This window comes from Micromonospora coerulea (assembly GCF_016598485.1).
GTDB classification, from domain to species: Bacteria; Actinomycetota; Actinomycetes; order Mycobacteriales; family Micromonosporaceae; genus Micromonospora; species Micromonospora coerulea.
On record NZ_JAEMUW010000004.1, the window covers coordinates 168,546 to 186,259 of the forward strand.

Genomic DNA, 17,714 nt, shown 5'->3' on the forward strand with positions numbered 1-17,714 from the left:
AACGTTGAAAATTACAGAGAGGGAAACGATGATCCAGCTTGAGGCTCACATCTGCGACCAGCGCCGGAGCTACCGGGTTACGTTCGCCACGGAAGCTCAGGCCATCCAGTTTGTGCAGGCTCGTAGCTCCACCCACGTTGTCACCGAGATTGAGGAAGACGGCGGTTTTGATTACGACGCTTACCCCAAGCTTTGTGACCTGCTCTACCCGACGTGCGAACACGGTATGACCGGAGCTTGCTACGGGAGCCAGCACTACTACTTTGATGAAGAGGAGCAGGCCCGAGGCATGCTCAACGGCTACTGAGCCGTGTAAACCCGAGGGGGCCCCGATAGGGGGCCCCCTTTTTGCTTGCCCGGGTGGACTCGAACCACCAACCAACGGCTTAACAGGCCGTCACTCTGCCGATTGAGCTACAGGCAACCACGCCGGCCGCGCGCTACGTCACTCCGCTACGCATGCACCGCCGGCATCTAGCCCGGTTCTACCCGGGCCAGGAAGTTTCAGGACGGCCGGGGAGCTGATGGCTCAACCCGCTTGCGTCCCGGGGCACTCACCCCCACGGGAACCGTCCGCCCCATCCCAAGGGCAACTTAAAGGGCGGGGGGGTCACAGCGTCAATCGCCCGTGACCGCCACCCCGCCCGGCTTACAGCGCGCCTAGCGCCTGGTCTAGTTCATCCTCACCAGTGTCGGCAGAGCCAATCCCGAGGTTCTGTCGATCCTTGGGAGTGAAGCCGAAACGCTGGCCGTAGCTCAGCATGATTGCCGCAGCATCCTTCATGATCTGAGCGGCAGGATTCTTGACGTAACCGCCATCCCGCCCCATGACCAATGGGCCGTGTTCCTCTAACGCCAACCGAGCATCATTGAATGATGCCCAGGCGGAACAGTAAACGACTAGTGCCGCGTGGTCCACGCTCTCAATGTGGCCCACCTTTTCAAGATAGGTGGTAATCCGCGACCATTCCGCGAATGCCTCCCCCTTGAGGTCAGCCGGGGGGCGTGGCCGCCCCGTCTTTGACTTAGCCGGGGTGTTCTGCTTTTCGTTGGAGGGGTTGCCGTGAAGTAGCTTCAACTCCGGGGGCTTTCTGTCCCTTGCCACGGTATCCCCCCTCCTATGCATTCCTGATGTATAAGTATTCCGCATGATTATGCGGAACCTCGGATTATCTGTGCTTACTTACCGTGAATTCCCACATACTTAGCTGAATCCCAGGCACACAAGTTTTCCTAAGGACATGGGTTCCAGGAAGGGAGGCCGGGAAGTTTTGACTCCCCCCTCCCCCTATGGGGGGATTGGCAGTGCATACCTATGCATAACCTGAGCAGGCAAAATGTTTAAACCCTGTATGGTTATGCGGAGCGATTGCCCCTGCCACTGTTGCATGCCTTGTGCGCTGGCTTGAGGTTGCTTAGGTCATTGGTACCACCCCTGCTAAGGGGTGTTACATGGTCTGCTGTGTTAGCACCATACCTACCACACAACCAGCATCTATCATCCTCAGCTAACAGGGTTACTCTATTACGCTGATACTCAGCGTCATAACCCCTCTGCTGTCTACTAAGTGTGTGGTTACGCTTAGGCTTATGCTTAGTGCATCTACTACCTACACCAAGGGGGATGAGGGTTCTACAGATAGAGCAGGTGTTAAAGCTCATTCCCTGCCCCTCTATAGTAGGGGCCCTGTTGGGCCCCGTTATAGTTAGTAGTTACTACTACTAAGGGCCCCTTGAGGGGGCCCGTTATTACTTACTACTAGTAGTAGGCAACCCTTGAGGGGTTGCCGTAGTAGTGGGGTTGTTCGTTCGGTCGGTCGCTTTCGCTCCCTCCCTCACTCTTATAAAAGTCCTGCCAAACGGCATGTCTACAGGAGTGACCCCGGTCACAGCTTCCCTGAGGGGGGGGGTGTTGGGGCAAGGTAAGGTTTGAGATGCAAGTACGGCGGAGGGATTCGCACCCTGACGCCGGGCATGCGGCCTGGTAGCTCAAGTGGTAGAGCAGGCCCTTACCCCCACCGTGGCGACGGTGGGACCGGGGCCGGTTGCGGGTTCGAGTCCCGTTCAGGTGCGAAAAAGGGGCCCTGTGCCGGGGCCCTTTATTCGACTCCGATAGTTAGGTTTGGATTATGAGAGTGAGGCTTTCTAGTGCAGACGTTCGCCACGGCCACCACCAAGGACCCGATTTCCGTTCTCCGGCCCTTCCGGGCGCACCGCCTCTACCCGGCTGCCGTGGAGGCCGTCCACCGCGTCAAGGTCGCTGAGGGTGCGGTTGCCGCCGGCAACCTGGCCGCCCGAATCGCCTTGGAGTTTGAGGAAGTGGTTTTGCGGGAGGCTTCCAACCGAATTCGACTGACCATGGAATCCGCCCCGGGTGAGAACGACTGTGACTGAGGTTCTAGCCGTTCTCCTGTTCGCCCTTTCTGAAACTCCGCCGGCTACGGTGGCCTACCTGTGGGGGAGGGTTTCCCAATGGAAACTGTGATTGTCTGTGTGGTCTGCTTCCTGATTGGCTGGTTCCTGTGGGGGACGGTGAATAAGTGAGCATTCTTGTTCCCATCCTGGTTGTTGTTGTCGGGGCCGTTGCTGGATTCGCTTTGGGGTACCTGCTGGCATGATTTCCTTTGTTGCTGATAACGAGCTACTAGCCCGAGGGCTGAGTAACGCTCTGGCGTTCATCCCGGCAAACTCCCGATACGTCAACGTCTGGATTCGTGTAAACGCTGAGGCTCGGACCCTGGAAATCATGGGAACGGACAGCTACGCCGCTGGACTGGCTACCGTTCCGTTTGACAGCTACCAGGGGCCGCCCGAGGGTGCCGAAATCCTGGTTCACAAGGGCAAGGCTGACACCAAGACCGCCGAGGGTGCCGCCGGCCTTGAGCGAACCGTCCGGATGGCTGGTAAGGGCCCGTGCCGGGTGGTGATGGCTGAGGGAGCCGTAACGGTTGAGCCTATGGGTGGGGACACCCTGGTTGCCCTGATGGCTTACGCCCCGGAGCTGTTCTCCGCCTACCAGGGGCTAGCCGACATCATGACGATTGCCGAAAAGCGGCCCGAGGCCGTCCCGGGGGTTATCTGCCTTGACCCGGCCCTGTGGTCCCGGTTTTCCAAGGTGAAGGCGGACAAGGGGCAGCGGATGGCTGACCTGCTCTTTGGGGACAGCCCGCTAGACCCGGTTTTGGTGAAGATCGGCCCTGACTTCCGGGGACTGCTGATGCCCATTGACCGGGAAGTCAACGGTAAGAACATCGGAGAGGATGGCTTGTGGTGACGATTGATGAGGCCCGAGAGGCTGTCATGCAAGCCGCCCTGTCCCTGGCCCTGGCCGAGCGTCAGGAGCTACCGGGCCGCCCCAAGGGGCACCCGTACCACCGGGCCCACGTCAGGTATTGCCAGGACGAGCTAGCCGTAGCCGCCCGGGAGCTGGTGCAGGCCGTAGAGAGCAAGCCGCATGAGCTACCCATCGGCTGGTAACACCCCCAGAGAACAGAGCAGGGCCCCACCTTGACGGGTGGGGCCCTTTCTGGCGTTTACACGCTGTCTCAGTCGATCGGAACTACGGCATGTCCTCGGGGAGTCTTGGGAGGCTCCGGCGTCTCCGCCGGGGGCCCGTCTAGGCCGAGGTTGAACAACTCCACCACCGGGGCAGCGTCCCGGGTGCAGAGGCGTAGAACCCGCATGTCGGGCCCAACGCTGATGGTCACTGGCGGCATGTCCGCTTCCTGACCACACACAACGCACTGACGTACTGGCATGCTCGGCAGGGTACCCTATCCGGCCCCTGACCAGCGCGGGGGATTCCTACAAGGCCGGACTAACGCTGTCAAGCACTTCCGCTTCGAGCTGCGCGGCAAGCGCCGCATCCACCAGACCCCCGACCGGGTGCACATCACCGCCTGCCGGCCCTGGTTGGTCGCCGAGTTCGCCCGGCTGCACCCGCAGATCGTGGTGGTGCTCGGCGCCACCGCCGCCAAGGCGCTGCTCGGCCCGACGTTCCGGGTGACGAAGCAGCGTGGCGAGCTGCTGCCCTGGCCGGCGTCCGCCCAGCACCCCGAGGACTTCACCCGGGTGCCGGTGGACAACGCGGGGAAGGTGGCCGACGCCCCGGAGGCCCGGCTGCTGGCCACCATCCACCCGTCGGCGGTGCTGCGCGCCGACAACCAGGACGTGGCGTACGACGGGCTCGTGGCCGACCTGGAGGTCGCCGCCCGCGCGCTGGCCGCCTAGGGCGCGGGCGGTCGGTCATGGAAGCCGGCTGACGGCGGCGGTGCCTTACGCGCGCCGTCCATCGAGCCGGATCGTCCACGGCTCCACACTGTCGACCCGCAGATGCGTCCCGCTCCACGGATCGCGGGCGAGGGTGGCGCGGACGAGGTCCTCGGACTCGGCGTCGACCACGAGCACCACCCTGTGCTCGTCCGCCAGCGGTCCGCCCAGGATGACGAAGCCCGCTGCCACCAGCTCGTCCATGAACGCCGCGTGCGCGGGCCAGTCGGACTGCTCCTGCATGGGCCGTGCCGGGTCCCACCGGGGGCCGGATCGGCGGAGCAGGACGAGAAACGTGGCCATGCACGGACATTACTGCATCGCGACCGGACCGGACCCGGCGACGACCAGCCGCCACCGGCCGACCCTCAGACGCCCTTTGCTCCGTCGATGGCTTGCCGCAGCAGGTCGGCGTGCCCGTTGTGACGGGCGTACTCAGCGATCATTTGCAGGTACACGTAGCGCAGCGACGCCACGTCCTCGTCGGGAAAGGTGAAGGTGTCGTCCATCGAAGCCGTGGCCACGGCCCTGCGGGCGAGTTCTGTCTCCTCGATCAGCAGGGCATAGTCGGATTGCGCCCTCGCCGGGTCGGTGCCCTCGAAGTCGGCATCGCGCCACTCCGCGGTGGAGTGCAGCGTCTCCAACGGTTCACCGCGGAAGAGCGTCCGAAACCAGGTGCGCTCCACTTTGGCCAGGTGCCGGAGCAGGCCGAGGAGCGAAAGGTTCGAGAAGGTCAGGGGCGCCCGCGCCAGTTGTTCGGCGTCAAGGCCGGCGCACTTGTGAAGCAGCGTGGCGCGATGCCAGTCGAGAAGATTCCGGAGGTGGTCGGCCTCCGGTGCGATGAGGACGTCACCGGGCCGGCTCACATCAGGGGCGGTCCATGTCATCGGGCAATGATGCCACGCACTGAGGCGCCAGCAGTGCCTGCTGGTGCGCGTCCCGAGGACGGCTCGCCTCTGGGCAGCGCCGGTGTGTGGTGCCAGACTGGCCGGCATGGAGCAGCACCTCTACGAGCCCGTCCACGAAGAGTTCCGGGACCTGTGCCGGCAGTTCCTGGCCCGGGAGGCCGTCCCGCACCACGAGCGCTGGGAGGCCGACGGCATCGTCGACCGGGAGGTCTGGCGCAAGGCGGGCGCCGCCGGGCTGCTCGGCATGGACGTGGACCCCGAGTACGGCGGCGGCGGCCAGCCGGACTTCCGGTTCAACGCGGTGCTGGACGAGGAGATCGTCGCGGCCGGCTGCTCCGGGCTCGGGTTCGGCCTGCACAACGACGTGGTCGCGCCGTACCTGACCGAGCTGACCACCGACGACCAGCGCAAGCGCTGGCTGCCCGGGTTCTGCTCCGGCGACCTGGTGACCGCGATCGCGATGAGCGAGCCGGGCGCCGGCAGCGACCTGGCCGGCATCCGCACCAGCGCGGTCCGCGACGGCGACTCGCTCGTGCTCAACGGGCAGAAGACGTTCATCACCAACGGCGAGATGGCCGACCTGGTGATCGTGGTGGTCCGTACCGCACCGGACCAGGGCGCGCACGGGGTGAGCCTGATCGCGGTCGAGACCGGAACCCCCGGCTTCAGCCGGGGTCGACGGCTGGCCAAGGTGGGCCTGAAGGCCAACGACACCGCCGAGCTGTTCTTCGACGACTGCCGGGTGCCGGCGGAGAACCTGATCGGCACCGAGAACCACGGCTTCTACCACCTGATGGGCAACCTGCCCCGGGAGCGGCTGAGCATCGCGGTGGCCGCGGTGGCGGCGGCGGAGAAGCTGCTCGCGGTCACCCTCGACTACGCCCGCTCCCGCGAGGCGTTCGGCCGGCCGATCGGGAAGTTCCAGCACAACCGCTTCCTCCTGGCCGAGCTGGACACCGAGGTCACCATCGCCCGCACCTTCGTCAACCACTGCGTCGCCGAGTTCAACGCCGGCCGGCTGTCGGTGACCGACGCGGCGAAGGCCAAGTGGTGGACCACCGAGCTGCAGAACAAGGTCGCCGACCGCTGCGTGCAACTGCACGGCGGCTACGGGTTCATGCTGGAGTATCCGGTGGCGAAGGCCTGGCTGGACGGGCGGGTGCAGACCATCTACGGCGGCACCACCGAGATCATGAAGGAGATCATCGGCCGGGGGCTCGGCCTGTAGCGAAACCGGGTGCCGCCGGTCGGGGCGCATACGCAAGGATGGGGCACCGTCTGACCCCTTACCGAGGAGGCCGGTATGGCCACCGAACTGACCACGCCGGTCCGTACCCGGCCCGATGTCGCGCCGATCCAGCGGCGGACCCTGCGCCTGCTCTTCACCACCCAGATCATCGGTGGGATCGGCGTGACCATCGGCATCTCGGTGGGAGCGCTGCTCGCCGCCCGGGTCGCCGGCACCGCGGTCGCCGGCCTGGCGCAGAGTGCGGCCGTGGTGGGCGGGGCGCTGCTCGCCGTCCCGGTCACCCGGATCATGAACGGGCACGGCCGCCGGCCGGGACTGGCCGTGGCCTACCTGGCCGGCGCGGTCGGCGCCGTGCTGGTGGTGCTGGCCACGGTCACCCGCTTCGTGCCGCTGCTCTTCCTCGGCATGCTGCTCTTCGGCGGGGGCACCGCGGCGAACCTCCAGGCCCGCTACGCCGCCGTGGACCTTGCCGAGCCGGCCCGCCGGGGCCGCCAACTCTCCCTGATCGTCTGGGCCACCACCATCGGCGCGGTGGCCGCGCCGAACTTCGCGGCGCTCGCCGACCACACCACCAGCGGGTGGGGACTGCCCGCGCTGGCCGGCCCGTTCGCCTTCTCCGCCGCCGCGTTCACCCTGGCAGCGGTCGTACTGCTGGTCCTGCTGCGGCCCGACCCGCTGCTCACCGCGCGCCGGCTCGCGGCGGCCGACGCCCCGGTCGCCGCCGCGCCGCCGGACGTCACCCCGCCGGCGGACGCCCTCGTCGCGCCGGCCCGGACCGCCCGGCGCGGTGCGGGGATGCGGCTGGCCTGGCAGGTGGTACGCGTCCGCCCCGCCGCCCGGCTCGGCATCGCCGCCGTGGCGGTGGGCCACGTGGTGATGGTGGCGGTGATGTCGATGACCCCGGTCCATCTCGGCGAGTCGCACTCCGACGCGGACGTCCTGCGGGTGGTGGGCATCGTGCTGAGCCTGCACATCGCCGGGATGTACGCCCTCAGCCCGGTGGTGGGTTGGCTCACCGACCGGCTGGGCCGGCGGGCGGTGATCCTCGCCGGCGTCGGGCTGCTGCTCGCCGCCTGCGCGGTGGCCGGCACCGCCGGGCACCACACGCCGCGGCTCTCGATCGGCCTGGCCCTGCTCGGGCTGGGGTGGTCCGGCACCATGGTGGCCGGGTCCACGCTGCTGTCGGAGTCGGTGCCGGCGGGGGTCCGCCCGAGCGTGCAGGGCTTCGCCGACCTGACGATGGGGCTGGCCGGCGCCGGGGCCGCCGCAGCGAGCGGGTTTGTCATGCGGGGGCCCGGTTATCCGGTGCTGACCCTGCTGGCGGCGATCGCGACGGTGCCCCTGGTGGCGCTAGCGTTGCGTCCGGTGCCCGGCCGGGCGCCGGACGAAGAGGAGTGATCACGTGCGGCTGACCGACTTCTGGACCCGCCTGGAGGAGGCGTTCGGGCCGGGCTACGCGGCCAGCATGGCTCGCGACCAGGTGCTGTCCCAGCTCGGCGGGCGGACCATCGAGCAGGCGCTGAGGTCGGGTGAGCAGACCCACGTGGTGTGGCGCGCCGTGGTCGCCGCCTATCCCGACCGGGTGCCCGCCCGGCTACGCTGAGCAGCCTGTTCGCCCCATCCGCGTGTCGCTTGCCGAGTCGTACACCTGTTCGGCTATTGTCCACAGCGGGGTGCTCGTCCACAGCTCGCGGCCCGTCGGCTGGTTTTCTGTCGGACCCAGCGCCTAGCGTGTCCCGCGTGACGCGAAGCTCAGGAAAGACGCCGGCGAAGGCAGGGGTGGCAAACATGGCCGCAGGGCCCGACCGGGAGAAGGCACTCGACCTTGCTCTCGCTCAGATCGACAAGCAGTTCGGCAAGGGTTCGGTGATGCGGCTGGGCGAGCGCCCGGTCATTCAGACCTCGGTCATTCCGACCGGCTCCATCGCGCTCGACGTGGCGCTCGGCGTGGGCGGTCTGCCCCGCGGCCGGGTCGTCGAGATCTACGGTCCCGAGTCCAGCGGTAAGACCACGGTCGCCCTGCACGCGGTGGCCAACGCCCAGCGGGCCGGCGGCATCGCCGCCTTCATCGACGCCGAGCACGCGCTCGACCCGGACTACGCGAAGGCCCTCGGCGTCGACACCGACGCCCTGCTGGTCTCCCAGCCGGACACCGGTGAGCAGGCGCTGGAGATCACGGACATGCTGGTCCGCTCCGGCGCGATCGACATCGTCGTGATCGACTCGGTGGCCGCCCTGGTGCCGCGCGCCGAGATCGAGGGCGAGATGGGCGACAGCCACGTGGGCCTCCAGGCCCGGCTGATGAGCCAGGCGCTGCGGAAGATCACCGGTGTGCTCAACAACACCGGCACCACGGCGATCTTCATCAACCAGCTCCGCGAGAAGATCGGCGTGATGTTCGGCAGCCCGGAGACCACCACCGGTGGTCGGGCGCTGAAGTTCTACGCCTCGGTCCGGCTCGACGTACGCCGCATCGAGAGCCTCAAGGACGGCACCGACGTGGTCGGTAACCGGACCCGGGTCAAGGTCGTGAAGAACAAGGTCGCCGCGCCGTTCAAGCAGGCCGAGTTCGACATCATGTACGGCAAGGGCATCTCCCGCGAGGGCTCGCTGATCGACGTCGGCGTCGAGCAGGCGATCATCCGCAAGTCCGGCGCCTGGTACACCTACGACGGCGACCAGCTGGGCCAGGGCAAGGAGAAGGCCCGGGAGTTCCTCAAGGAGAACCCGGACGTGGCCGCCGAGATCGAGAAGAAGATCCTGGAGAAGCTCGGCGTCGGGGTCGGCGCCGGCGACGCCGCCGGTGGCCCGGAGCTGCCGCCGGTCGACTTCTGACCGGTCGCCGGCTAAGTGGCAGGACGACGCGCCCGCCCGGGGCGGGGCTGGGACGCGAGCCCGCCCCGGGCGGGTGACGACAACACGACTCCTCGACCCCGGCGCGGCCGCCGCGGCCGGTCCGACGAGGCCGACCCGGAGGCGCCCCCGGCGCCTCCGCGCGACGAGGCCGAGGTGGCCCGGGAGATCTGCCTGCGGCAGCTCGCGGTGCGGCCGCGTACCCGGGCGGAGCTGGCCGGCGCGCTGGCCAAGCGGGGCATCTCCGACGAGGTCTCCGCGCAGGTGCTCGACCGGTACGACGAGGTCGGCATCATCGACGACGCCGCCTTCGCCCGGGCCTGGGTCTCCAGCCGGCACGCCGGCCGGGGGCTGGCCCGCCGAGCGCTCGCCAACGAGCTGCGCCAGCGCGGCGTGGACGGCGACGTGGCCAGCGAGGCGCTCGGCGAGCTGGACGAGGAGACCGAGGCGGAGACCGCCCGGGCCCTGGTCGACCGGAAGCTGCGCTCCGCCCGCGGTGAGCCCGACGCGGTGTTCCGCCGCCTGGTGGGCATGCTCGCCCGCAAGGGATACCCGCCGGGCGTGGCGATCCGGGCGGTGAAGGACGCCCTCGCCGCGCAGAGCGCCGAGGCGGCCGAGTTCGCCGAGCAGATCGACGCCGACGCCCTCGCCGACGCCGACGCCGAGGGCGAGCTCGACCGCGACAACCGGCCCCTTGGCTGACCCGAGCAGGTCCGGAAGGGGACTCGCCGCCGGCTGCTGCGGGCCCTTTGTCTGCTCGTGTCCGGCATGCCATCAGCTACCGGTGACGGTCCAACTTCTCTCCGTCCGGGTGGTTTGATCATGAGTCCTTGACCGAACCGCCCCCGGCGACCTAGCCTCGCCATACAGGCTCACATTGCCCGACCAAGCGCAGGCTAAGCGCACAACATAGATCTCGTAACAGAACAGCATCACTTTGGCCAGCTTCACCGGCCCTTGACGGCAGCTCCGGACAGCCGGTCCGGAGCCGACCGACAACTGCAACCGGCCGTCGGCGATGCCCTCTCGGGGCACCGCCGACGGAGAGCTACCCACTGCCAGCCGCTCCGGTCGGGCGTCCAGAGCCGCAGGTGCGTGCCCCCGGCACGTCTCCTGCGAAGTCCGACGTTCAGGGGGAGGCGGCCATGGCGGGGCGGCACAGGTTCACCGGCGGTCTTCCACGCATCGCCGGCCGGTCGGGCGCCGACCACGCCACCGGCGGTCGGGAGACGGCTGCAGGCTCGGGCTGTCGGGAGACCGCCGCGGGCTCCGGCGATCGGGAGTCGACCGCAGGCTCCGGGGCGACGGCATGAGCGCATTCAACCTCGTCATCCTCGCGGCGGTGCTGCTGCTGGCCGCCGTGGTGGTCGGGGCCGTCCTGGTAGGCGTCCGGACGCTGCGTCGGATCACCGTGGCGCCGGCCCCCGGGGACCCGGCCTTCATCGCCGAGAAGGACCGGCAGGAGCAGTCCCTCGCCGCCCTGCGCACCGCCGCCGACGAGGCGAACAGCACGATCGACGTGGCGAAGTCGGCCGCCGCCGCGGCCCGCGCCGAGGCGGCCGCCGCGAAGGCCGAGGCGAAGGCGGCCCGGGCCGAGGCCGGGCGGGTGCTCGACGATGCTCGCGCGGAGGCCGACACCGTCCTGGAGCGGGCGCACAAGCAGGCCGAGGCGGACGCCGAGCAGCTCCGCACGGCCGCCCGGCGCAGCGGTGAGCGGGAGGTGGCCGTGCTCGCCGCGACCACCCGGGAGCAGGCCGCCGAGGTGGAGCGCCGGGCCGCGCGGATGGACGAGCGGGAGCGGCTGCACACCGAGGAGGTGGAGCGGCTCGCCGAGCGGGAGCGGCAGCTCACCGCAACCAGCGCCGCCCTCGCCGCCCGGGAGAACGCCCTGGCGGAGCGGGAGCGGGCGGTGGCCGAGGCGGAGGAGCAGCGCCGCCGCGAGCTGGAGCGGGTGGCCGGGCTCACGGCCGACGCCGCCCGCGCCGAGCTCGTCGAGGTAATTGAGGGGCAGGCCAAGCGGGAGGCGGCGCTGCTGGTCCGGGACATCGAGTCGGACGCCCGGAACACCGCCGAGCAGCGGGCCCGGCACATCGTGGTCGACGCCATCCAGCGGGTCGCCAGCGAGCAGACGGCGGAGAGCGTGGTCAGCGTCCTGCACCTGCCCGGCGACGAGATGAAGGGGCGGATCATCGGCCGGGAGGGCCGCAACATCCGCGCCTTCGAGTCGGTCACGGGGGTCAACCTGATCATCGACGACACCCCGGAGGCGGTGTTGCTCTCCTGCTTCGATCCCGTCCGCCGGGAGGTGGGCCGGCTCACCCTGGAGAAGCTGGTCCTCGACGGGCGGATCCACCCGCACCGGATCGAGGAGGTCTACGAGCTGGCCCGGCACGAGGTGGAGGAGCTGTGCCACCGCGCCGCCGAGGACGCGCTGGTCGAGGTCGGCATCACCGAGATCCACCCGGAGCTGGTCACCCTGCTGGGCCGGCTGCGCTACCGGACGTCGTACGGGCAGAACGTGCTCAAGCACCTGGTCGAGACCGCACACATCGCCGGGATCATGGCCGCCGAGCTGCGGCTGGACGTGCCGACCATCAAGCGGTCGGCGTTCCTGCACGACATCGGCAAGGCGCTCACCCACGAGGTGGAGGGCAGCCACGCCATCATCGGCGCCGACCTGGCGCGCAAGTACGGCGAGAGCGATGACGTCGTCCACGCCATCGAGGCGCACCACAACGAGGTGCCGCCGCAGACCATCGAGGCCGTCCTCACCCAGGCGTCGGACGCCTGCTCGGGCGGCCGGCCGGGCGCGCGCCGGGAGAGCCTGGAGGCGTACGTCAAGCGGCTGGAGCGGATCGAGGAGATCGCGGCGAGCAAGGCCGGCGTGGAGAAGGTCTTCGCCATGCAGGCGGGCCGGGAGATCCGGGTGATGGTCAAGCCGGACGACGTCGACGACATCGGCGCGGCGGTGCTCGCGCGGGACGTGGCCAAGCAGATCGAGGAGGAGCTGACCTACCCCGGTCAGATCCGGGTGACGGTGGTCCGCGAGTCCCGGGTCACCGAGATCGCCCGCTGAACCGTCCCGCCGCCGAGGCCCGGGCCCGACGCGCGAGGTGGCCACGCTGTGGAGCTGATGTCGTAGCGGAATCGCTCCCCGAACGGCGACGCCGTGCCACCCCGTCCGCTGGGGACGGGACGCGGCACGGCGTCGACTCTGCCGGGGGTCAGCCCTGCGGTTCGGAAACGACCGCCCCGCCGGCCGGGGTCGAATCCGGGGCGGCCTGCTTGGGGATCCGGAACGAGCGCCGGCGGGTCCGCCGGTCCAGCCAGTTCGCCAGCGCGGTGAGCAGCGAGTTGAACACGATGTAGATCGCGGCCACCACGATCGCGGCGGCGATCACGTTGCCGTAGTTCGCCGAGAGGTCGTTGACGCCGCGGGCGAGCAGCTCGGGGAAGGCCACGATGTAGCCGAGCGCGGTGTCCTTGAGCAGCACGACGAGCTGGCTGACGATCACCGGGAGCATCGCCCGGGCGGCCTGCGGCACCAGGATCAGCTGCATCACCTGGCTCTTGCGCATGCCCACGGCGTAGGCCGCCTCGGACTGCCCGCCCGGGATCGACCGGATGCCGGCCCGGAAGGCCTCGGCCAGCACCGACCCGTTGTAGAGGGTCAGGCCGGCGACCACGGCGGTGAACGCCGTCACCGGGCCCTGGATGAGGAACGGTACGCCGTAGAAGATGAAGAAGATCATCAGGAGCAGCGGCACGGCCCGGAAAAACTCCACCACGATGCCGGCCGGCACCCGGATCCACCGGTGGTCGGAGAGCCGCCCCACCGCGAAGACGATGCCGAAGGCGAGCGACAGCACCATGCCGGTGCCCGCGGCGACCAGGGTCTGCCAAAGGGCGGGGAGGATGAACTCGGTCCAGATCTTCGCCTGGGTGAAGGGCTCCCAGAGCCTGCCCTCCCACTGGCCGGCCTCGTCGAACTTGGTGTAGACCCACCAGAGCAGCGCGACCAGCCCGATGCCGAAGACGACGCTGAGTACCGCGTTGCGGACGCGGGCGCGCGGCCCCGGGTGGTCGTAGAGGACGTTGCTGGTGCTCATCAGCGCTTCACCGCCAGACGGTTGGCCAGCCAGCCGAAGAAATAGCCGGTCGGGATGAGGATCGCGGCGAAGGTGCCGGCGAAGACCAGGAAGATCGCGATGACCGCGTCGCCGTTGCTGTTGATCAGATCCTTCATCACGCTGGACGCCTCGATCAGTCCGATGGTGCCGACGATCGTGGCGTTCTTGCACAGCGCGATCAGCACGCTGCCCAGCGGGGCCACCACCGCGCGCCCGGCCTGCGGCAGGATCACGATCCGCAGGGTCTGGAAGAAGGTCAGCCCGATCGCCCGGGCCGCCTCCGCCTGGCCGGCCGGGACGGTGTTGACGCCGGAGCGGACGGCCTCGCAGACGAACGCCGCGGTGTAGACCGACAGGCCGATGACGCCGAGCCAGTAGTTGTTCCGGTCCAGGTCGTCAGAGAGGCGCAGCCCCAGCGTGGAGTAGAGGCCGAAGAAGCAGAAGAAGATGATCAGGGTCAGCGGCGTGTTGCGGAAGATGCTCACCCAGGCCGCGCCGACGGCGCGCAGCACGGGCACCGGGGAGACCCGGAACGCGGCGAGCAGCACGCCGAGCACCAGCGCGAGCACCGCCGACGCGCCGGTCAGCTTGAGAATCCAGAGAAAGCCCGACAGGTACGCGTCGAGGTTGGTCGGATCAGCGAATACGTGCATGCGTCGACTCCCGGGGCACGTCGTCGGCGTCGTGACAGACCGGGGCCGGCACCCCTACGGATGCCGGCCCCGGAACCGGTCAGACGCTGCCGCAGTTGGTCAGCTTGGTGGTGTCCAGCTCGGGCGCGGCCTTGCCGCTCTTGCCCAGGGTGGCGTCCCAGGCGGCCCGGTAGGAGCCGTCCGAGGCGGCGGCCTTGAGGATCTCGTTGACCTTCTCGCAGCCGTCCTTGTCGTCCTTCTTCAGGCCGATGCCGTACGGCTCGGTGGAGAAGGGCTTGCCGACCACCTTGAACTTGCCGGCGTACTGGGACTGGGCGGCGTAGCCGGCGAGGATGATGTCGTCGGTGGTGACGGCGTCGACCTGGCCGTTCTCCAGCAGCGGCAGGCACTTCGAGTACGAGTCGAACTGCTGGAGCTTCGCCTTCGGGTGCTCGGTCTGGATCCGCTTCGCGGGGGTCGAACCGGTCACCGAGCAGACCGTCTTGCCGTCCAGCGCCTCGGGGCCGGCCAGCGTGGAGTCGGCCTTGACCAGCAGGTCCTGCCCGGCGATGAAGTACGGCCCGGCGAAGTTCACCTTCTGCTTGCGCTCGTCGTTGATCGTGTACGTGGCCACGACCAGGTCGACGGTGCCCTGCTGGATGAAGGGCTCACGGTTGGCGGAGACGGTGGTCTTCCACTCGATGTTGCCCGCGTCGACGCCCAGACCCTTGGCCACGATCTTGCCGATCTCGACGTCGAAGCCCTCGTAGTTGCTGCCGGTCTGCAGACCCAGGCCCGGCTGGTCGGCCTTGACGCCGATGACCAGCTTCTTCTGGCTCTGCGCCTTGCCGATGATGCCCTTGCCGCCCCCGCTGCCGGAACCGCTGTCGCTGTCGCCGCCACAGGCGCTCATGCCGAGGGCCAGGGTGGCCGCCGCGGCTACCGCCGCCACGCGCTTCATACGCATACTCAATCTCCTTCTTCGACGGAGCCCACCGGGGGACGGCGTGCTCCACTACGGACGCTCAGTGCGTGAGGATCTTGGAGAGGAAGTCCCGGGCCCGGTCGCTGCGCGGGTTGGCGAAGAACTCCGTCGGCGGGGCGTCCTCGACCAGCCTGCCGTCGGCCATGAAGATCACCCGGTTGGCCGCATGCCGGGCGAAGCCCATCTCGTGGGTGACCACGACCATCGTCATGCCGTCGCGGGCGAGTGAGGTCATCACGTCCAGCACCTCACCGACCATCTCCGGGTCGAGCGCGCTGGTCGGCTCGTCGAAGAGCATCGCCTTGGGCTGCATGGCCAGCGCGCGGGCGATCGCCGCCCGCTGCTGCTGGCCACCGGAGAGCTGCGCCGGGTACTTCTCGGCCTGGTTGGCGATGCCGACCCGGTCCAGCAGGGCCAGGCCGCGCTCACGGGCGGCGGCCGGCTTTTCCTTGCGGACCTTCACCGGGCCGAGGGTGACGTTCTCCAGGATCGTCTTGTGCGCGAAGAGGTTGAACGACTGGAACACCATGCCGACCTCGCTGCGCAGCTTGGCCAGCGCCTTCCCCTCGGCCGGCAGCGGCGTGCCGTCGAAGGTGATGGTGCCGGAGTCGATCGGCTCGAGTCGGTTGATCGCGCGGCAGAGCGTCGACTTGCCGGAGCCCGAGGGACCGATGACCACGACCACCTCGCCCTTGCCGACGGAGAGCGACACGTCGTTCAGCACGTGCAGTGGGCCGAAGTGCTTGTTGACCCCGTCCAGCACGATGAGCGGTTCGCCCGTCGTCACGTCGTCCACCGTCCCTGTCGTCCGCCCGCGGAAGTGGGGTCGATCGACCCCTGGTTGGGCCACTGTAGGCGGGGCGACGTGGCCGAACGCAACTCGGATGGTCACGGAGCGGTAACACCATTCCCCGCCGTACCCGGGAGTCCGAATTCCGTCGTGCGCCGAGCCGCCCGCTGGCGGCGGCGGCGTCAACCGGAGATCATGTGGGGATGACCGACGCGATCCGGCTGACCGATTACGCCCGCGGTGGCGGCTGCGCCTGCAAGATCCCCCCGGGCGAGCTGGAGCAGATGGTCGCCGGGTTGGCGCCGGCCTCCGGCAGCGCCGACCTCCTGGTCGGACTGGAGCACGGCGACGACGCCGCGGTGGTCCGGCTGGACGAGCGGACCGGCCTGGTCTGCACCGCCGACTTCTTCACCCCGGTCGTCGACGACGCGTACGACTGGGGCCGGATCGCCGCGGCCAACGCGCTCTCCGACGTGTACGCCATGGGTGGCACCCCGCTGGTCGCGCTGAACCTGCTCTGCTGGCCCCGGGAGCGGCTGCCGCTGGAGTTGGCCCGGGAGGTGCTGCGCGGCGGTCAGGACGTGGCCCGGGAGGCCGGCTGCCACCTGGCCGGCGGGCACAGCGTCGACGACGACGGCCCGAAGTACGGCCTCGCGGTGGCTGGCGTGGTCCGCCCCGAGGAGCTGATCACCCTGGACGCCGGCCGGGCCGGCCTGCCGCTGTCGCTGACCAAGCCGCTCGGGGTGGGGGTGCTGAACACCCGGCACAAGCGGACGGGGGAGCGGTTCCCCGAGGCGGTGGCCTCGATGAGCGCGCTGAACCGGGACGCCGCCCGGGGGGCCGTGGCCGCCGGCGTCCGCTGCGGCACCGACGTCACCGGCTTCGGCCTGCTCGGGCACGCCTCGAAGCTGGCCCGGGCCAGCCGGCTCACGGTCGCCATCGACGCGGCCCGGGTGCCGTACCTCCCGGGCGCCCGGGAGGCGCTGCGGGACGGGTACGTCAGCGGTGGCACCCGCCGCAACCTGGACTGGGTGACTCCGTGGACGGACTTCGGCCACGCCGACGAGGCCGAGCGGTTGCTGCTGGCCGACGCACAGACCTCGGGCGGCCTGCTGGTCGCCGGTGAGGTGCCCGGTGGCACCGTGATCGGCGAGCTGCTGCCCCGGGGCGAACACCTGGTTCAGCTCCGCTGATCCCGCGTCGATCCGCGGAATCGGCCACCATACCCGATAAACTGTCACCTTCCTGCTACTCGGCGCAATGGTGCTCGGGTAAATTTTGCCCGGAATGGTCACAGACCGGTAACTTGCCCCCGGCTGAGGTCATATGCACCCCACTATCGTCAGTAAGGCCCGATCCGGAGGCCGGTGGGACGAGCACAGCGAGGAGGCGGCATGACCGAGCTGTGGAACTGGAGAATCGACGGGGCGGCACCCGTGGAGGTGTACCCGGCGCTGGCCGAGGCGCTCGGTCGGGTGGTGATGCCCCTCGCCGTCGCCGACCCGGCCCGGCTGCCGGCGTACGCGGTGGTCTGCGACGTGTGGGAGGCGCCGGGGGAGTTCGGCACGATCGTCGACTGCTACGGGGTGCCGGAACGGCTGCCTGAGCTGCCGAGCATCGCGGCGCTGGCCCGGCTGCTGGACCGCAACTGCCTGATGCGCGACGACACCCTGGACGCCGGCCGGCACCTGCTGGTCGCCCCGGACGGCACCATTCGCCCGGTGCACTTCACGGTGACCGAGACCGACGAGGGTGAGGTGCTGACCGACCAGCGGCTCTGCACCGTGGCCGACCCCGGCTGCCGGGGCTGGTCGCAGTGCCACCGCTCGCGGTGGGCCCCCGACTCGATCGCCCCGGCGTTAGCCGCGGCCTGAGCCCGGGCCGACGGGGGAGTCGGG

The 17,714-nt window shown here is 69.2% G+C and carries 20 protein-coding genes, 1 tRNA gene and 1 pseudogene; 13 read left to right on the top strand and 9 right to left on the bottom strand.

What is annotated here, in order from left to right; translation table 11 throughout:
- The first annotated feature begins 28 nt into the window (after positions 1-28).
- Complete coding sequence (locus I8N68_RS07470; RefSeq protein ID WP_200209117.1) at positions 29-307, top strand: hypothetical protein; 279 nt, start codon at positions 29-31, stop codon at positions 305-307.
- Between the two features lie 44 nt (positions 308-351).
- On the opposite strand, the gene I8N68_RS07475 is transcribed toward I8N68_RS07470, so the two are convergent.
- The 3 genes from I8N68_RS07475 to I8N68_RS34195 form a co-directional block, all read right to left on the bottom strand.
- Positions 352-424 (bottom strand) — tRNA-Asn (locus tag I8N68_RS07475).
- Between the two features lie 225 nt (positions 425-649).
- Positions 650-1,150 (bottom strand): phage terminase small subunit P27 family, encoded by a 501-nt coding sequence (locus I8N68_RS07480; protein WP_307812675.1) that lies wholly within the window; start codon positions 1,148-1,150, stop codon positions 650-652.
- 206 nt (positions 1,151-1,356) lie between these two features.
- Positions 1,357-1,662 (bottom strand): HNH endonuclease, encoded by a 306-nt coding sequence (locus tag I8N68_RS34195; protein ID WP_200209119.1) that lies wholly within the window; start codon positions 1,660-1,662, stop codon positions 1,357-1,359.
- 486 nt (positions 1,663-2,148) lie between these two features.
- Here I8N68_RS34195 and I8N68_RS07490 point away from each other — a divergent pair, with 486 nt between their 5' ends.
- From I8N68_RS07490 to I8N68_RS07505, 4 genes and pseudogenes are all read left to right on the top strand, one after another.
- On the top strand, positions 2,149-2,394 hold the full coding sequence (locus I8N68_RS07490) for a hypothetical protein (RefSeq protein WP_200209120.1): 246 nt from the start codon (positions 2,149-2,151) through the stop codon (positions 2,392-2,394).
- A 220-nt stretch (positions 2,395-2,614) separates the two neighbouring features.
- Positions 2,615-3,274 carry a hypothetical protein gene (locus I8N68_RS07495; RefSeq protein ID WP_200209121.1) on the top strand — a complete coding sequence of 220 codons (660 nt, stop codon included), beginning with the start codon at positions 2,615-2,617 and terminating at the stop codon, positions 3,272-3,274.
- Positions 3,271-3,477 carry a hypothetical protein gene (locus tag I8N68_RS07500; protein WP_200209122.1) on the top strand — a complete coding sequence of 69 codons (207 nt, stop codon included), beginning with the start codon at positions 3,271-3,273 and terminating at the stop codon, positions 3,475-3,477. Before I8N68_RS07495 ends, I8N68_RS07500 begins: the two co-directional genes overlap by 4 nt.
- A gap of 339 nt (positions 3,478-3,816) precedes the next feature.
- Positions 3,817-4,230 (top strand): annotated as a pseudogene (locus tag I8N68_RS07505) (uracil-DNA glycosylase family protein); the annotation flags it as partial.
- Positions 4,231-4,275: 45 nt separating this feature from the next.
- Here I8N68_RS07505 and I8N68_RS07510 read toward each other — a convergent pair.
- Together I8N68_RS07510 and I8N68_RS07515 are read right to left on the bottom strand one after the other, a co-directional pair.
- Positions 4,276-4,572: a YciI family protein gene (locus I8N68_RS07510; RefSeq protein ID WP_200209123.1), complete on the bottom strand. Its 297-nt coding sequence runs from the start codon at positions 4,570-4,572 to the stop codon at positions 4,276-4,278.
- Positions 4,573-4,637: 65 nt separating this feature from the next.
- Positions 4,638-5,156, bottom strand: a complete 519-nt coding sequence (locus I8N68_RS07515; protein ID WP_200209124.1) for a DinB family protein — start codon at positions 5,154-5,156, stop codon at positions 4,638-4,640.
- Positions 5,157-5,262: 106 nt separating this feature from the next.
- Between I8N68_RS07515 and I8N68_RS07520 the strand changes: the two genes are divergently transcribed.
- The 6 genes from I8N68_RS07520 to rny all read left to right on the top strand — a co-directional run bounded on the left by I8N68_RS07520 (position 5,263) and on the right by rny (position 12,355).
- A complete protein-coding gene (locus I8N68_RS07520; RefSeq protein WP_200209125.1) occupies positions 5,263-6,405 on the top strand; it encodes an acyl-CoA dehydrogenase family protein in 1,143 nt (380 codons plus the stop codon).
- Between the two features lie 75 nt (positions 6,406-6,480).
- Entirely contained in the window at positions 6,481-7,824 is a 1,344-nt protein-coding gene (locus I8N68_RS07525) for an MFS transporter (RefSeq protein WP_200209126.1), read from the top strand.
- Positions 7,825-7,828: 4 nt separating this feature from the next.
- Positions 7,829-8,029 carry a DUF3046 domain-containing protein gene (locus I8N68_RS07530; protein ID WP_200209127.1) on the top strand — a complete coding sequence of 67 codons (201 nt, stop codon included), beginning with the start codon at positions 7,829-7,831 and terminating at the stop codon, positions 8,027-8,029.
- A gap of 185 nt (positions 8,030-8,214) precedes the next feature.
- Positions 8,215-9,261 (top strand): recombinase RecA, encoded by a 1,047-nt coding sequence (recA, locus tag I8N68_RS07535; protein ID WP_088963361.1) that lies wholly within the window; start codon positions 8,215-8,217, stop codon positions 9,259-9,261.
- A gap of 15 nt (positions 9,262-9,276) precedes the next feature.
- Positions 9,277-9,981, top strand: coding sequence for a regulatory protein RecX (locus I8N68_RS07540; protein ID WP_200209128.1), 705 nt, complete (start codon positions 9,277-9,279; stop codon positions 9,979-9,981).
- 607 nt (positions 9,982-10,588) lie between these two features.
- Positions 10,589-12,355 carry a ribonuclease Y gene (gene rny / locus I8N68_RS07545; RefSeq protein ID WP_200209129.1) on the top strand — a complete coding sequence of 589 codons (1,767 nt, stop codon included), beginning with the start codon at positions 10,589-10,591 and terminating at the stop codon, positions 12,353-12,355.
- Between the two features lie 148 nt (positions 12,356-12,503).
- On the opposite strand, the gene I8N68_RS07550 is transcribed toward rny, so the two are convergent.
- From I8N68_RS07550 to I8N68_RS07565, 4 genes are all read right to left on the bottom strand, one after another.
- Positions 12,504-13,388 (bottom strand): amino acid ABC transporter permease, encoded by an 885-nt coding sequence (locus I8N68_RS07550; protein ID WP_200209130.1) that lies wholly within the window; start codon positions 13,386-13,388, stop codon positions 12,504-12,506.
- Positions 13,388-14,062, bottom strand: coding sequence for an amino acid ABC transporter permease (locus I8N68_RS07555; protein ID WP_200209131.1), 675 nt, complete (start codon positions 14,060-14,062; stop codon positions 13,388-13,390). The genes I8N68_RS07550 and I8N68_RS07555 overlap by 1 nt, the downstream gene beginning before the upstream one ends.
- A 79-nt stretch (positions 14,063-14,141) precedes the next feature.
- Complete coding sequence (locus tag I8N68_RS07560) at positions 14,142-15,008, bottom strand: glutamate ABC transporter substrate-binding protein (RefSeq protein ID WP_200209132.1); 867 nt, start codon at positions 15,006-15,008, stop codon at positions 14,142-14,144.
- Positions 15,009-15,066: 58 nt separating this feature from the next.
- Positions 15,067-15,822, bottom strand: a complete 756-nt coding sequence (locus I8N68_RS07565) for an amino acid ABC transporter ATP-binding protein (RefSeq protein WP_200209133.1) — start codon at positions 15,820-15,822, stop codon at positions 15,067-15,069.
- Between the two features lie 197 nt (positions 15,823-16,019).
- On the opposite strand from I8N68_RS07565, the gene selD reads away from it, so the two are divergent.
- Positions 16,020-17,009, top strand: coding sequence for a selenide, water dikinase SelD (gene selD, locus I8N68_RS07570; RefSeq protein ID WP_200209134.1), 990 nt, complete (start codon positions 16,020-16,022; stop codon positions 17,007-17,009).
- 201 nt (positions 17,010-17,210) lie between these two features.
- Positions 17,211-17,690: a hypothetical protein gene (locus tag I8N68_RS07575; RefSeq protein WP_200209135.1), complete on the top strand. Its 480-nt coding sequence runs from the start codon at positions 17,211-17,213 to the stop codon at positions 17,688-17,690.
- The last annotated feature ends 24 nt before the right edge of the window (positions 17,691-17,714 follow it).

Bases quoted from the DNA above. Each gene is read 5' to 3' on its own strand.
- I8N68_RS07495 (WP_200209121.1), top strand. From the start codon at position 2,615: ATGATTTCCTTTGTTGCTGATAACGAGCTACTAGCCCGAGGGCTGAGT.
- I8N68_RS07550 (WP_200209130.1), bottom strand. From the start codon at position 13,388: ATGAGCACCAGCAACGTCCTCTACGACCACCCGGGGCCGCGCGCCCGC.
- I8N68_RS07560 (WP_200209132.1), bottom strand. From the start codon at position 15,008: ATGCGTATGAAGCGCGTGGCGGCGGTAGCCGCGGCGGCCACCCTGGCC.
- I8N68_RS34195 (WP_200209119.1), bottom strand. From the start codon at position 1,662: ATGAGCTTTAACACCTGCTCTATCTGTAGAACCCTCATCCCCCTTGGT.
- I8N68_RS07555 (WP_200209131.1), bottom strand. From the start codon at position 14,062: ATGCACGTATTCGCTGATCCGACCAACCTCGACGCGTACCTGTCGGGC.
- I8N68_RS07525 (WP_200209126.1), top strand. From the start codon at position 6,481: ATGGCCACCGAACTGACCACGCCGGTCCGTACCCGGCCCGATGTCGCG.
- recA (WP_088963361.1), top strand. From the start codon at position 8,215: ATGGCCGCAGGGCCCGACCGGGAGAAGGCACTCGACCTTGCTCTCGCT.
- selD (WP_200209134.1), top strand. From the start codon at position 16,020: ATGACCGACGCGATCCGGCTGACCGATTACGCCCGCGGTGGCGGCTGC.
- I8N68_RS07520 (WP_200209125.1), top strand. From the start codon at position 5,263: ATGGAGCAGCACCTCTACGAGCCCGTCCACGAAGAGTTCCGGGACCTG.
- I8N68_RS07510 (WP_200209123.1), bottom strand. From the start codon at position 4,572: ATGGCCACGTTTCTCGTCCTGCTCCGCCGATCCGGCCCCCGGTGGGAC.
- I8N68_RS07515 (WP_200209124.1), bottom strand. From the start codon at position 5,156: ATGACATGGACCGCCCCTGATGTGAGCCGGCCCGGTGACGTCCTCATC.
- I8N68_RS07480 (WP_307812675.1), bottom strand. From the start codon at position 1,150: ATGCGGAATACTTATACATCAGGAATGCATAGGAGGGGGGATACCGTG.
- I8N68_RS07575 (WP_200209135.1), top strand. From the start codon at position 17,211: ATGACCGAGCTGTGGAACTGGAGAATCGACGGGGCGGCACCCGTGGAG.
- rny (WP_200209129.1), top strand. From the start codon at position 10,589: ATGAGCGCATTCAACCTCGTCATCCTCGCGGCGGTGCTGCTGCTGGCC.
- I8N68_RS07470 (WP_200209117.1), top strand. From the start codon at position 29: ATGATCCAGCTTGAGGCTCACATCTGCGACCAGCGCCGGAGCTACCGG.